Origin of the sequence: Rhodococcus mengyinensis (assembly GCF_048381435.1) — a bacterium.
GTDB classification, from domain to species: domain Bacteria; phylum Actinomycetota; class Actinomycetes; order Mycobacteriales; family Mycobacteriaceae; genus Rhodococcus_F; species Rhodococcus_F opacus_D.
On record NZ_JBLWIT010000051.1, the window covers coordinates 1 to 14,084 of the forward strand.

11 protein-coding genes and 2 pseudogenes are annotated in these 14,084 nt (G+C 65.7%); 6 read left to right on the forward strand and 7 right to left on the reverse strand.

The window, feature by feature from the left end; translation table 11 throughout:
- The first annotated feature begins 50 nt into the window (after positions 1-50).
- Together ACNJ7E_RS10180 and ACNJ7E_RS10185 are read left to right on the forward strand one after the other, a co-directional pair.
- A protein-coding gene (locus ACNJ7E_RS10180) for an IS5 family transposase (protein ID WP_418339763.1) occupies positions 51-960 on the forward strand; the annotation gives its coding sequence in 2 pieces (ribosomal slippage) (positions 51-407 and positions 409-960; 909 coding nt in all).
- Between the two features lie 26 nt (positions 961-986).
- A complete protein-coding gene (locus tag ACNJ7E_RS10185; RefSeq protein WP_418339764.1) occupies positions 987-2,147 on the forward strand; it encodes a PucR family transcriptional regulator in 1,161 nt (386 codons plus the stop codon).
- 44 nt (positions 2,148-2,191) lie between these two features.
- On the opposite strand, the gene ACNJ7E_RS10190 is transcribed toward ACNJ7E_RS10185, so the two are convergent.
- From ACNJ7E_RS10190 to ACNJ7E_RS10205, 4 genes are all read right to left on the reverse strand, one after another.
- Complete coding sequence (locus ACNJ7E_RS10190) at positions 2,192-3,454, reverse strand: M20 family metallo-hydrolase (protein WP_418339765.1); 1,263 nt, start codon at positions 3,452-3,454, stop codon at positions 2,192-2,194.
- A gap of 263 nt (positions 3,455-3,717) precedes the next feature.
- Complete coding sequence (locus ACNJ7E_RS10195; RefSeq protein ID WP_418339766.1) at positions 3,718-4,641, reverse strand: 2-hydroxyacid dehydrogenase; 924 nt, start codon at positions 4,639-4,641, stop codon at positions 3,718-3,720.
- Between the two features lies 1 nt (position 4,642).
- Complete coding sequence (locus tag ACNJ7E_RS10200) at positions 4,643-5,449, reverse strand: class II aldolase/adducin family protein (protein ID WP_418339767.1); 807 nt, start codon at positions 5,447-5,449, stop codon at positions 4,643-4,645.
- A gap of 34 nt (positions 5,450-5,483) precedes the next feature.
- A complete protein-coding gene (locus ACNJ7E_RS10205) occupies positions 5,484-6,740 on the reverse strand; it encodes an MFS transporter (RefSeq protein WP_418339768.1) in 1,257 nt (418 codons plus the stop codon).
- 357 nt (positions 6,741-7,097) lie between these two features.
- On the opposite strand from ACNJ7E_RS10205, the gene ACNJ7E_RS10210 reads away from it, so the two are divergent.
- A complete protein-coding gene (locus ACNJ7E_RS10210) occupies positions 7,098-8,258 on the forward strand; it encodes a PucR family transcriptional regulator (protein WP_418339769.1) in 1,161 nt (386 codons plus the stop codon).
- 94 nt (positions 8,259-8,352) lie between these two features.
- On the opposite strand, the gene ACNJ7E_RS10215 is transcribed toward ACNJ7E_RS10210, so the two are convergent.
- A complete protein-coding gene (locus ACNJ7E_RS10215; protein ID WP_418339770.1) occupies positions 8,353-9,123 on the reverse strand; it encodes a FadR/GntR family transcriptional regulator in 771 nt (256 codons plus the stop codon).
- A gap of 164 nt (positions 9,124-9,287) precedes the next feature.
- Between ACNJ7E_RS10215 and ACNJ7E_RS10220 the strand changes: the two genes are divergently transcribed.
- The 3 genes and pseudogenes from ACNJ7E_RS10220 to ACNJ7E_RS10230 form a co-directional block, all read left to right on the forward strand.
- A complete protein-coding gene (locus tag ACNJ7E_RS10220) occupies positions 9,288-10,796 on the forward strand; it encodes an amidase (protein ID WP_418339771.1) in 1,509 nt (502 codons plus the stop codon).
- Positions 10,796-11,527 (forward strand): 5-oxoprolinase subunit PxpA, encoded by a 732-nt coding sequence (gene pxpA, locus ACNJ7E_RS10225; protein ID WP_418339772.1) that lies wholly within the window; start codon positions 10,796-10,798, stop codon positions 11,525-11,527. The genes ACNJ7E_RS10220 and pxpA overlap by 1 nt, the downstream gene beginning before the upstream one ends.
- A 98-nt stretch (positions 11,528-11,625) precedes the next feature.
- Positions 11,626-11,994 (forward strand): annotated as a pseudogene (locus tag ACNJ7E_RS10230) (transposase); the annotation flags it as partial.
- A 579-nt stretch (positions 11,995-12,573) separates the two neighbouring features.
- Here the strand turns inward: ACNJ7E_RS10230 and dmpG are convergent.
- Positions 12,574-13,602 (reverse strand): 4-hydroxy-2-oxovalerate aldolase, encoded by a 1,029-nt coding sequence (gene dmpG / locus ACNJ7E_RS10235; RefSeq protein ID WP_418339773.1) that lies wholly within the window; start codon positions 13,600-13,602, stop codon positions 12,574-12,576.
- Positions 13,599-14,084 (reverse strand): annotated as a pseudogene (locus tag ACNJ7E_RS10240) (acetaldehyde dehydrogenase (acetylating)); the annotation flags it as partial. The gene dmpG and the pseudogene ACNJ7E_RS10240, both read right to left, overlap by 4 nt.

The following is a 14,084-nucleotide window of genomic DNA, read 5'->3' on the forward strand; positions in this document are numbered from 1 at the left end:
TAGGGTGTGTCTCCCAATGATTTGTGGTGTTGTGCTGCAGAATCTTCGGTGTGGCAGACGTTGTTGATCGGTTTGAGGTGTTGACGGACAAGCAGTGGGAGTTGCTCGCGCTGCTCTTGCCCAGTTCCGATGGGCTCCGGGGGCGGAAGTTCCGGAACAATCGTGTGGTGGTCGAGGGGATGCTGTATCGACTGCGGACCGGGGTGCCCTGGCGGGATCTCCCGTCGCATTTCGGGCCCTGGAAGACGGTGTGGAAGCGGCATCGCCGCTACGCCGGAGACGGAACCTGGGATCGGGTGCTGACAGCCCTGGTCGCGATGGCCGACGCCGGCGGGAACCTGGACTGGGCGGTATCGGTCGATTCCACGGTGGTCCGTGTCCATCAGCACGGCGCGAACGCCGCCCGCCACACAGGGGGATCTACCGAATTACACGAACCTGCGTGACGAGCCTGCCGATCACGGCATCGGCCGGTCGAGGGGCGGGTTGACCAGCAAGGCGCACCTGGCGTGCGACGGTCACGGGCGCCCACTGTCGGTGCTGGTCGGCCCCGGCCAAGCCGGTGACAGTCCGATGTTCGCCCACGTGCTGGAGGGTATTTGCGTCCCGCGGCTCGCCGGCGGAGCGCACCGCACGCGCCCCGACGAGGTCCGGGCCGACAAGGCGTACTCATCACGGGCCAACCGGGAACTGCTGCGCAGCAGAGGCATCAAGGCGGTAATCCCGGAGAAGACCGATCAGGCAGCGAACCGGGTGAACAAGGGCCGCGCGGGCGGGCGGCCACCGAACTTCGACCCGGAGTCCTACAAGGGGCGCAACGTGGTCGAACGGGCCTTCAACAAGGCGAAACAGTGGCGTGCGGTGGCCACCCGCTACGACAAACTCGCCCTCACCTACCGCGCCGGATTCCTGCTCGCCGGCATCGTCGAGTGGCTCAAACTATTAGGAGACATGTCCTAGTACAGTAGGAACGGAGAGCGGTGGCGATGACCAACCGACAAGACACTCAGCGGTGGCACGGTCTGGTGTCACGGCAGAGCGAGAACCTGGGCGCGTTGGTCGAACAGTTCATGAATCGGCTGCTCGCTGCCGGCGAGTACCGCGATGCCGGACTCCGCGAGGCCGACCTCCGCGCGACCAGCAGCGACGTCTTCGCACTGATGCTTCGCGCGCTCGTCGACCCCACACAGGTCGGAGTGGTCGAGCGTCTGGCCTCCCGCCTCGGGAGGCGCAGAGCACGCGACGGCATCCCTCTGGACTCGATGCTCACGGCCATCCGGCTCGATTTCCCGATTCTATGGTCGGGACTGCTGTCGACGGCAGGCCGGAGCGAAGCGCACGTACTCGCCGCGCACGCCGAGGAGGTGTGGAACGTCGTCGACACCTTCGCCCGCTTCGCTCAGGCCGCGTACCTGGCGGAACAGGACCAGCTGATCCGCGAACGTCAAGACCTCCAGCGCCAGCAGATCAGTCTTCTGTTCGACGCCGTCGGCCAGTTCGAGGTCAACCATGTGCAGATCGCCCGGGCTCTCGGCGTATCGGTGTCGTCCTTCTATCGGGTCGTGGCAGTGCCCAGCGAGTCGGCGGTGACGCTGCGGCACAATATCGACAGGGCGCACTTCTCCGAACGGGTCTTCACGCACGAACAGGGACGCCACCTCATTGCGTTCTGGCAGATACCCACCACGTCACCGATGGTGGTGACGCCCCGTGAACTGGCGCTGCTCGACAAGGTTCGGGCGGCCGTGGCGCCGATCGCCCGGGCGATCGCAGATATTCCCCTGGCAGCGCTGGCCGCGAGCAGAATGGTCGATCAGCTCGGGCCGGACGAGGAACGCGTCACCGATCTGAAGGCCTCGTGGCCGATGCTGGCGAAGAAGTATCTCGCCGAGATCGGTTGCGATCTCGGACAATACGTTCTGGTCCCCCTGCGCGAGGCAACGGAGCGGGAGAACGAGCGGCTATTGGAGACGATGGTGGCGTATCTGCACACCGGCAGCCTGCTGGGAACGGCCGCGACCATCTACTGCCATCGGAACACCGTGCTGAACCGGCTTCACAGAATCGAGGAGCTGACCGGGCTCGACATCACGAAACCGGCCGACGCGGCGCTCGCCATGGTCGCGCTTGCGGCGCAGCAGAACTGAATCAACCGCGCCGGCTGGGCCGGCGCGGTTGATTCGGATTCCGATTACGCGGTCTGGTCGAGTTCGCCGACCGCGAGACGGCCGACCACCTCGGTCAACAGGTCCACACCGGCGCACACATCGTCGTCGGTCGTGAATTCGTGCTCGTTGTGCGAGATTCCGTCGACGCTCGGCACGAACAGCATCACGGTCGGTACGACATCTTTCATGTTCACCGAATCGTGCCCGGCGACAGTCATGATCTGCCGATATGTCAGACCCAGGTCCTCCGCGGCGGCCATCGAGAGCTTCACGCCCTCGGGCGGGTAGCCCGCCACTCCCCAGGAATGCGCGGTGGCTTTCTCGATGCGCACCTGAGCGCGAGCTTCGATCTCGGCGAACCGGGACATCAGTCGCTCGTTGGCGAGATCGACGACCGATTCGTTCGGCGATCGCAGGTCGAGGTGCATCCGCACTTCCCGCGCGATGACGACCGGGGAGTTGGGCTCGATGGTCATCTGGCTGACGGAGGTGTGCAGTGGGGCGGCCGCGAAATCCTCGGCCAGCTCGCGGGCCGCGACCACCAGCAGGGAGGCACCGAGAAGCGCGTCCTGCCGATCGGGCATCGTCGCCGACCCGGTATGGGACTGATCGCCGTGGACCACCAGTTCGTACTTCTGCGCCGCCCACGTGGAGTCGACCACGCCGATGGTGATTCCATCGTTCTCGAGATTTCGGCCCTGCTCGATGTGGATCTCGGCGTATGCGGCGGCCTGCGGTCCCGCACCCGATCCCAGGCAGCCGATACCGGACAGCGCCTCCGCGACCGAGACGCCGTCGCGGTCGGTGGTCGACAACGCCTGTTCCACATCGAGTTTGCCGGTGTAGACGGAACTGCCCATCATGCTCGGCTTGAACCGGCAGCCTTCCTCGTTGAACCAGTTGACCACCGCAAGGTTGTATTTCGGCGCAATGTTGCCCGCCCGCCACTTCTGCGCGACGCGCTGAGCGGCGTGCGCCGAGGCGAGCACGCCGTACGCGCCGTCGTAGCGGCCGCCGAGCGGCTGACTGTCGAGATGAGAGCCCGTCAGAACGTAGGGTGCGCCGGGATGGATTTCCAGCAGGCCGAACTGGTTTCCTGCGCGATCGTATTCGACACGAAATCCTCGGGCGACGAGCCATTCGGCGAGCCAGGCCCGCTGGGCTCCGTCGGCTCCGGTGGCGGCCTGCCGGTCGACGCCACCACCCGGTGTCGCGCCGAACTGTGACAAGTGCTGGAAGTCCGCGACCACGGAACGATCCAAATCGGTCTTGCTGGCGGTGGTCATGTGGATTCCTCCCGGGAGTGGATCTGCGTCCGCCGGCCCCGGCGTCCGGGTAGCGGAGTCGACATCGTGTGCGACTGCGGATACATCAATACAAGCACGTCCAGGCATGATTCCGGGATGACGAACCTCAACCGGTTCGTGCAGGATCGTTGTGCATTCCCACAGGCAGCCCCTGCGGCGGATTCGCTCGGGCGTGACACGTATGCCCACCCACACGACTCGCGTCGTGTGGGTGGGCATATGCACGTCTTCGACCGCTCGGGCTACCGGTCCGCTTCCTCCGGAAGCGCCGCAACCGCCTCGGCGAACATGCGGAACGGGGCGTGGATCGACAACTCGGAAATCCACGCGGCGTGCGGTGTGATGACCAGATTCGGCGTGGAGGACAGAACGTGACCGTCGACGGGCGGTTCCGTCGCGAGGACGTCGACCGCGGCACCCGACAGGTGACCGGAACGCAACGCGGCGTCGAGTGCCACTTCGTCGACGATTCCGCCGCGAGACACGTTGACCAGATAGCTGTCCCGCTGCATGGACCGCAGCGCCTGGGCGTCCAGCCGGCCCCGCGTCTCGTCGCTCAGCGGCACGTGCACGGACAGGACGTCGCTGGTGGCGATGAGCTCGTCCCAGCTCACCTGGGTGTAGTCCGGGAAGTCGTCACCGATCGGCTTGCGTGAATGGATCTGCACACGCATGCCGAGGGCATGCGCGCGGTGTGCCACCGCACGCCCGATCGCCCCGAAACCCCAGATCCCCACGGTTGCACCACGTACGAAACGGGGGCGTGGGGTGCCCACCGTCCAGCCGCCGAGGTGAACCGACCGGTCGAGGCGGTGCGTCTGGCGGAGAAGCCCGAGGACGAGCGCCGTGGTGTGGTCGGCGACCTCGTCGGTGCAGTAGTCCGGGGTGTTCGTCACGGTGATTCCCCGGCGGCGTGCCTCCTCGAGGTCGAGATGATCGGTGCCGGCGGACGTCGCGGCGAGCAGCCGCAGATTCGGGACCCGATCCAGGTCCTCCGCCCCGACCTGAGCGGTCTCCGGATTCACCGCCATGGCGATGACGTCGTCACCGTGCGGCAGGTGCGGCGACACGTCGAGTATCCAGAGGTCCGGCAGCAGTGCGGGATCGGCGACGAGCGTACCGACCCCGTCCACCACCACGGCACGGCGTTTTGTGTTGTGTGCCATCTCAGGACCGGTAGTCCGGGGCGATGCGATCGACCAGGCGCAGCAACGCAGACCAGGCGAGGTCCCAATTGTCACTGTTGTCGTGGTCATCGGTGGCGCCGGCGCGGTTTTCGTTGTTCAGCTGCCGAGCGGTGTGCTCGCAGACCTCCGGCGACGGAACGATCAGTTCCTGGCCGGTGGACTGTGCTGCGACCTGCATCTCGCATGCCCGCTCGAGGTAGAACATGCGCAGGAAGGTCCGGCGCGCACTATCTCCCACTGTCAGGAGGCCATGGTTGCGGAGGATCATCGCGTTCTTGTCGCCGAGGTCCGCAACGAGTCGGGCCTTCTCCGCATCGTTCAGTGCGACACCCTCGTAGTCGTGGTACGCGATCCGGTTGTAGAACTCCATCGACGTCTGGTTGACGGGCTGAAGGCCGTTCTTCTGAGCTGCCACCGCACAACCGTTGCGCGAGTGGGTGTGAAGCACGCAGTGCGCATTGGGCCGGGCGGCGTGGATGGCACTGTGAATGACGAACCCGGCCGGGTTGACGCGGTACTCCGACGGGGTGAACAACTCGCCGTCGAGACCCACCTCGACGAGGTTCGACGCGGTGATCTCCTCGAACAGGAGTCCGTACGGATTGATCAGGAAGCGCGGTTCCTCGCCCGGAAGTCGTTGGGAAATATGGCTGAAGATGAGATCGGTCATCCGGAAGTGCGCGACGAGGCGGTACACGGCCGCCAACTCGACGCGCAGGTCCCATTCGCTCTGCTCCTGCGTCGAGGCCGGGACGGACGCGGGAATCTGCTGCTCTGCTGTGCTCATGACGACTGTTCCTTCTGTGGGTCGAGAGTGAATGTCAGTGCTTGAGGCCGTCTTCGACAACACTCCATCGCGGTGCGAGAACGCCGCCGGCAAGGGCGATCGCGCCGATGGCCACGAGAATGATCGCGGCGGGCCAGAGGTGGTCGCCGGTGACGGTCAGCACGGCGGTGGCAATCAGCGGGACGCATCCGGATACCAGTCCGGCGATGTTCGACGAGACGGCCACACCGCTGTACCGCACCTTCGCGGGAAACAGACTGGTGAGTACGGCCCCGCTGACAGCGTACGGATAGGACACGGCCGCGACGCCCACGCTCATCCCGAGCACGACGAGAACGGGGTTCGCGGTGCCGATCGCCCAGAAGATCGGGAACGCGAGGACCATCGTGGCGACGGCACCGCCGATCACGACGCGGCACGAACCGAACCGCGAACCCCATCGCCCGCCCGAGATGATGACGGGAATCTCGATCACCGCCGCGATGACGGTCGCCAGAAGAAGTATCGACGCTTCCAGGCCGAGAACCCGCTTGCCGTAGCTGATGATGAACGTCGTGATCAGGTAGAAGCCGCCTGCGCCGATGAGCATGACGGACGCACCGACGAGCAGCTGCCGCCACGCCCCGACGAACACCTGGCGCAGTGGTGCCTCCGCGACGGCGTCCTCCTCCTGCAAGGCCTCGAATTCGGGGGACTCCTCGAGTTGACGACGGATCAGGATGGACACTCCCAGCAAGGGCAGAGCCAGCAGGAAGGGAATGCGCCAACCCCAGGAGTCGAAGACGTCCTCCGACAACAGGGCAGAGGTGAGGAAGAAGGCACCCGAGGACAGGATCGTGCCGACCGGGGATCCGAGCTGCGGGATGGACGCGTATTTCGCTCGTTCCTCCGGTGAGGCGTTCTCCGCTGCAATCGTGACTGCACCGCTCCACTCACCTCCGACGGCCAGCCCTTGAAGCACGCGCAGCACGATGAGTGCGATCGGCGCGATGACACCGATCGAGTAGTAGTTGGGCAGCATGCCGATCAGCACGGTGGCGATCCCGATACCGACGATGGTGGTCATCAAGATCTTCTTGCGGCCGATCCGGTCGCCGAGCCACCCGAAGAGCAGTCCACCCACCGGGCGCGCAACGAATCCGACCGCCAGCGTGCCGAAGGAGGCGAGCGTCGCCGTCAGCGCGTTGTCGGAAACGAAATACTGCACATTGAATACCAACGCGGCGGCAGTGGTGAACAGAAAGAAGTCGTACCACTCCATCGCCGTTCCCACGAATGCGGCGAAAGCCACGCGACGGGACGTGTCACGTGGAATCGGGGTCGGAGGGCCGACCTGTCGGGTTGCCGAGGGGCTCATGCTGTTGCTCCGAATGTCGCGGGTGAAGGGCAGGAAGGTCCAATTGGCGTACTTCAATGAAACAGCACCCGGCAGCAGGAGGAAATCGCAATCTGCCTCGAGGAAGTGCAGGATTATTGTGTATGTGCATAATGTGACGGCGAAGGAACAACGATGCCGGCGAGCTGTCCCAGGTGATTCCTCTACCGCGACAAGAGCCGATGAACGAATCTCCAATGACGTGTTACCCCGATGCTCGAATCGGAGATCTCGACGAAACCTGAACGCAAACTCGGTCGAAAGGACCTTGCCGTGAGAAACCTCGCCAAGCGGAAGCAGGAGACTCTGCCTCGTTGGCGTGAACTGATCGTCGGCGCCATGCGCAACACGGACGATCTGGCCACCGCCTTCCTCGACCGACTCGAATCCCTCGAGGCCTACCAGTCCGGGCTGGTCGACCAGGACGCGCTGCGCGATTCCGCTCGCGAGTCGATTCGGTTAATCCTCGAAGCCGTCACCGCCGGCGCAACGACGACCCAACTCAGCTCACTGCCCTCCGACCTCGGTCGTCTCCGCGCGCGGCAGGGAATACCCGTCGAAGATCTGGTGACCGCGGTCCGTCTCGATTTCGGCATCATCTGGTCGGCTCTGCTGTGGCGCGCGAACTCGGCAGACATGGCCGTTCTCGCGTTGCACGTCGACAGCCTGTGGAACGTGGTCGACGACTACGCTCGCGCCGTCCACCAGAGCTACCTCGAGGAGAAGGCCGCGATGGCCGCCTTCACCCGTGACGAGCAGCAGACGTACCTGGCGGAACTGTTCGGGCCGGCAGGCCTCGTCCCCAGCAAGATCGAACAGATCGCCCGGGCGCTGAAGGTCGACGCCGACGCCACGTTCCGGGTCGTCGTCGTGGATCCCGAAGCGTCCCAAACAGTGCACAGGATCGCGAACACTCTGGCGGCCGGGGGCGAACAACTCTTCGTCCTGAATCAGTCCGGCCGTGTGGTGGTTCTGTGGCCGGCACAGCGCACGCCCACCCGGGGGCTCGAGACCCAACACCGGCAACTACAGGACGTGGCCGGCGGTATGGTCGCGGCGGTGTCCGGCCTCGCCGCGGTGCCGGCGGCCGCGAACACCGCCCACGAGATCTTCCGAACGATCCGCCCCGACGAACACGGGCTGACGACACTGACGGAAGCGTGGGCCCGGGTCACCAAGGGCAGGCTCGACGATCAGACCGACTTCTCTGCCCACCTACTGTCCGGCCTCGCCTCGATCACCGACGAGGAACGCGAACGCATCCTCGAGACCGTGCGCGCCTACCTCGCGACGGGAAGCGTCACCGACACCGCGGCGCAATTGTTCTGCCACCGCAACACAGTGCTCAACCGCCTCGGCAGATTCGAGAAGCTGACGGCCCTGAACGTCACCGTGCCCGACCAGGCAGCGCTGGCGCTACTCGCATTGGCGTGACTACGTTTGAAGTGTCGTCTATCGGCCACGGTAAGCCACTCGCCTCCCGCGGGGAGACTCGACAACACCGCGCACTCTGCTCTTGATCCTCGACCTATACACCTGGGATGTCGGAGATCCGCACGTCGTCGGTGTTCAGGTCGCGCAGCACCTCGCTGCGTACCGAATCGAGGTAACCGATGTGAGTCGCGAATGCCTCGCGAGCCTCTGCCGGGTCACCGGTGGCGATCGCCTGATACATGCCCTCGTGCTGTTCCATCACCAGGCGTCGATCCAACCGATCGACAAAGACACGGTTGGTCACCGGACGAATCAGGTGCACCGAGGTCATCGCCAACTCCAGAATCGGGTTGTGCGCGGCCCGCGTGATCGCGGTGTGAAATTCCAGGTCCAGGCCGAGCCACTCCTCGATATCCATCTCGAAGTCTCGCGACGCCAGCACCGGCCTCCGAATGGCCTCGAGGTCTTCGTCGGTGTGGCGCTGCGCCGCCATCGCCACACTGAACTCCTCCAGGACCCGGCGCGCTTCATCCACGTCGTGCACCGTGACGTCGCCGGCACGGAACCAGAGACGGATGGCGTCGCCGAGCAACTCGGCGATGTCGTCCGAGTCCGGGACCGCCACATACGTGCCTCCTCCGACGCCGCCGCGAACCGACGTGAGCAGCCCCGTCGCGGACAGCAATTTGAGGGCCTCGCGGGCGGTGTTGCGTGACACGTCGAACGTGTCCGCGAGATCGAGTTCGGTAGGCAGCCGCTCCCCCGGGACCCAGACACCGTCGGCGATCGCCGATCTGAGCTGCCTGGCGATCTGCCCCGAGGCGTCCTTACGGGTCAGCGCCTTCGGCCTGAACGCTCGATCCATTACGGGACACCTCTCCGTTGCCTGATGCTGTGCTCTGCATTACAGTAACGCCCAACGTTCAATGTCCAACATTGAACGTTGACCACAACCCGGCACACACACCTCGACAATCAACCCAACCGCCGCCCCGGCCCGCGCGCCGGGCACCACGGAAGTGACCACAGATGAGCCTCGACTGGGATATCCAAGAAGCCACCATCGACAGCGTTCAGCAGGCCTATCGCAACGGCACCGCAACGACGCGCAACGTCGTCCAGGCGTACCTCGACCGCATCGCGGCTCTCGACCAGGACGGGCCGCGGCTGAACTCGGTCATCACCGTGTCCGACACCGCTCTCGACGACGCCGACGCGCTCGACCGCTCCTTCGCTCGGACCGGGGAGCTGGCCGGGCCCCTACACGGAGTGCCCGTCCTGGTGAAGGATCAGGCCGCGACCGCGGGGATGCGCACCACCTTCGGCAACAAGAACGCCGCGAACTACGTGCCCACCGAGGACGCAACCGCGATCAAGAAACTCAAGGCCGCCGGCGCGATCATCCTCGGCAAGACGACGATGCCCGACTTCGCCACATCATGGTTCTCGACCTCCTCGGTCTCCGGGGTCACCAAGAACCCCTACGACCTCACACGGGATCCGGGCGGATCCAGCAGCGGTTCCGGAGCCGCCATCGCGGCAAATCTCGCCCTCGTCGGCATCGGAGAGGACACCGGCGGCTCGATCCGCCTCCCCGCCTCGTTCTGCAACCTCGTCGGCTTCCGCGTCACACCCGGCATGATCAGCCGCAACGGCATGTCTCCCCTGGTGGTACCGCAAGACACCGCCGGCCCGATGACCCGCACCGTGACAGACGCCGCCAAACTCCTCGACGTCCTGGTCGGCTACGACCCCACCGACGATTTCACCACGGTGGCTCGCCATCACCGCCACTCCGGTTCCTTCGCCGAGAACATCAAGGGCGCCACTGTGGTCGACAAGCGGATCGGCGTCCTGCGCAGCGCATTCGGCGACGCGAACGATTCCGCTGGAGCAGCCGTCAACGACGTCATCGACAACGCGCTCGTCGAATTGGAAACCGCCGGCGCCGAACTGGTCGACATCGAGATCCCGAAGCTCAACCACTACGTCTCGTTCACCTCGCTCTACTTCACCCGCTCCCGCAACGACATGAACCGATTCTTCGCCGAAAACCCCGATATCGGGATCGCCGGCGTCGACGAGGTACGCCGAAACGGCACGTACGACCCACACCTCGATCTCTTCGAAGGCATCACCGACGGCCCCGCGGACCCCAAGTCCGATCCCGACTACCTCGACCGCGTCCTCGCACGCGAAGAGTTCGCGCGAATCGTCACGGCGCTGTTCGTCGAACGCGCCCTTGACGCCATCGTCTTTCCCGACGTGAAACTCCCCGCTCCCACGCACGACGACGTGCTCGGCGGCCGCTGGACCTGCCTTACCTATCCGACCAACACCGTCATCGCGTCCCAACTGCACTTCCCCGCAGTCTCGGTCCCTGCAGGATTCACCGCAGACGGACTCCCGGTCGGCCTGGAGATCATGTCCACCCGCTTCGAAGAAACGACGCTGCTCCAGGTCGCCCGCGGGGTCGAACGGGTTCTCGACGCGCGCAGGACCCCCTCCCTGGATGCTCCCACGGCAATGGGCGTCTGATGTCCATCACTCTCAACTCGGACATGGGCGAAGCGTTCGGCATTCACACTTTCGGGAACGACACCGCCCTGCTCGACTACGTCGACACCATCAACGTCGCCTGCGGGATGCACTCCGGAGACCCGAGCACCATGGCGCACACTGTCAGAGCCGCGCTCGACGCGAACGTCACTATCGGCGCTCACCCCGGGCTACCCGACCCGGTGGGTTTCGGGCGTCGAGAAATGAAACTGACCGCAAACGAGATCCGGGATCTGATCCGCTACCAGGTTGGTGCCCTGACTGCATTTCTCGATGCCGTCGGCGCCCCGCTTCATCACATCAAACCGCACGGCGCTCTTTACGGGATGCTCTCGCGCAGCGAAGAGTTGATGGAATCCGCCTGCGATGTCGCCGAACAGTACGGCGTCCCGATCCTCGGACTCCCCCACACCGCCCACCAGCGCGTCGCCGACCGCCGCGGCGTGGAATTCGTCGCCGAATTCTACGTCGATCTCGACTACAACGACGACGGCACCATCATCGTCAACCGGACCGCCGCCCCCCACGACCTCGTCCACATCGAGGCCAAAGCACGCCGGGCACTCGTCGACGGCAAGACGATGTCGATCCACGGCACCGAGATCGACGTCACCGTCGAGTCACTCTGCATCCACTCCGACCTGCGCAACGCACCGGACGTCGCGTCGCGACTCCGCACGATGGTCGACCAGCACGCAGGCAATACCTGAGCGCTCCCCACGGAACGCACCGTGCACGCGGGTCCAAACCAGCCCGGCACCTACTGGTGTTACCTCAGTTCAAATCGGTCAGTCCGAACACGGACTGATTGTTGCAGCGCCGCAAGCGTGCCGAACGTGCCCTGACCTCGGTGGTGGCCACCTCCTACCTGCTCGGCGTCTCGACCCGGCGGAGGGAGAAGCTCGTCGATTCCCTCGGCATCACCTCGCTGTCGACATCACAGGTCAGCGTCATGGCCAAGGACCTCGACGCCCGGGTCGAGGGCATTCCGCAGCCGACCATGCCAGCCGTCCACGTTCGCCGGCGCCCTCGTCCTCAGGGTCCGCGAGAACGGGCGGGTCGTCAACGTGTGCACCCTGATCGCGGTCGCGGTCAACAGCGAGAGCTACCGGGAGATCCTTGGCCTGGCCGCCGAGACGGCACCGGCTGGCTCGCGTTCTTCCGGTCCGCTATCTCGGTCTCGACGTGCGCGCCCGCGCGGACATCGTCGAGCCGGGGAAGGCCGTTCTCTCGCGTCAGTGATTAACCCAGTCCGAACGCTGCGGACCCCTCTGCTGTGGCCGTAACTCTGGCCATCGGAGGGTTCCCTCGATCAGCACGTTTTCGCCGCGGTCCAGGCACAGCCGGCGGATCTGATCGGATTCTCCGTACTGACGGTCACCGTGATCCTCACCGCTCGCGCGATCGCTGCGATCGTCTCCCGCATATTCTGACTCAGCTCCTCCGTATCGCTCCACGCCGGTGGTTGCTGATCTCCGGAACCCTGTGTTCTGCGTTGCCCGTCGCCCTCATCCCCGCTGTGCCTCAACCGATCGTCGTCGCCATCCTCATGGCAGTCGCCGGCTTCTTCCGGGGCCTCGCCCAACCCCTCGCGATGACCTGGGTTGCGGGACTGGTCCCGCCCCCGAACCGCGCCTCCGCGCTCTCCCCCCGTTCCGACGACATGGCACGCACCTGGCGTCGCCGTTGCATGCTCGTGCGAACGGGCGGATCACTGGGCGGCGTGGGTCCGAATCTCCTTCCGCCGCAGCCGGACTCAGCTCGCTGCGGGCTCAGGGTTCGTGGCGAGCAGGTCGAGGGCGATGTCGACGATGAGGTCTTCCTGTCCGCCGACGAGGCCGCGGCGTCCGACCTCGAGGAGGATGGTGCGGACGTCGATGCCGTATTGCTGGGATGCGGCTTCGGCGTGCCGGAGGAAGGACGAGTACACGCCGGCGTAGCCGAGGGTGAGGGTCTCCCGGTCGACGCGCACGGGCCGGTCCTGGAGCGGCCGGACGAGGTCGTCGGCGGCGTCCTGGAGGGCGAACAGGTCGCTGTTGTGCTTCCAGCCCTGCAGGTCCGCGACCGCGATGAACGGTTCGATCGGGCAGTTGCCGGCGCCGGCGCCGTGCCCGGCCAGCGAGGCGTCGACCCGGGTGACACCCTCTTCGACGGCGACGACGGAATTGGCGACCGACAGCGACAGGTTCTCGTGGGCGTGGATGCCGATCTCGGTGGCCTCGTCGAGCACGTCCCGGTAGGCGCGGACCCGGTCGCGGACGCCGTCCATGGTCAACCGGCCACCGGAGTCGGTGACGTAGACGCAGTGCGCGCCGTAGGACTCCATGAGCTTGGCCTGGGCGGCGAGCTCGGGTGCGGTGGTCATGTGGCTCATCATGAGGAAGCCGGAGACGTCCATGCCGAGTTCCCGGGCTTTGCCGATGTGCTGGGCGGCGACGTCGGCTTCGGTGCAGTGGGTCGCGATCCGGATCGACCGCACGCCCAGTTGGTAGGCGTGTTCGAGTTCGGCGATGGTGCCGATGCCGGGCAGCAGCAGGGTGGTCAGCCGGGCGTGGGTGAGGTTGGCGGCGGCTGCTTCGATCCATTCCCAGTCGGTGTTGGAGCCGGGACCGTAGTTCAGCGATCCGCCGGCGAGTCCGTCGCCGTGAGCGACCTCGATGCCGTCGACACCGGCGGCGTCGAGCGCGGCCACGATGCGGCCGACGTCGTCGGGGGTGATGCGGTGGCGGACGGCGTGCATGCCGTCGCGGAGGGTGACGTCTTGGATGAACAGCCTGGTGGTCATCGGGTGGCTCCCTGGGTTGCCGTCGGCGCGGCGATCGTGTCGGCGACAGACTCGGCGTAGCGCACTGCGGCCGAGGTCATGATGTCGAGGTTTCCGGCGTAGGCCGGAAGGTAGTGGGCGGCGCCTTCGACTTCGAGGAACACCGTCACCTGGTGGGTGGGGGCCGCCGTGTCCCCGGAGGCGAGCAGGGTGTGGACGGGTTGGCCGTCCGGGACGGGGGTGATCTGGACCTGCTGCTTGAGTCGGTAGCCGGGCACGTACGTCGCGACATGGTCGACCATGGTCTGGATCGAGTCGCGCACCTTGTCGTGGGTGGCCGGGTCGGGGGCCGAGATCAGGCACAGGACGGTATCGCGCATGATCAGCGGCGGGTCGGCCGGGTTGAGGATGATGATGGCCTTGCCGCGGCGGGCGCCGCCGACGGTTTCGATGGCGTGGGAGGTGGTTTCGGTGAACTCGTCGATGTTCGCGCGGGTGCCCGG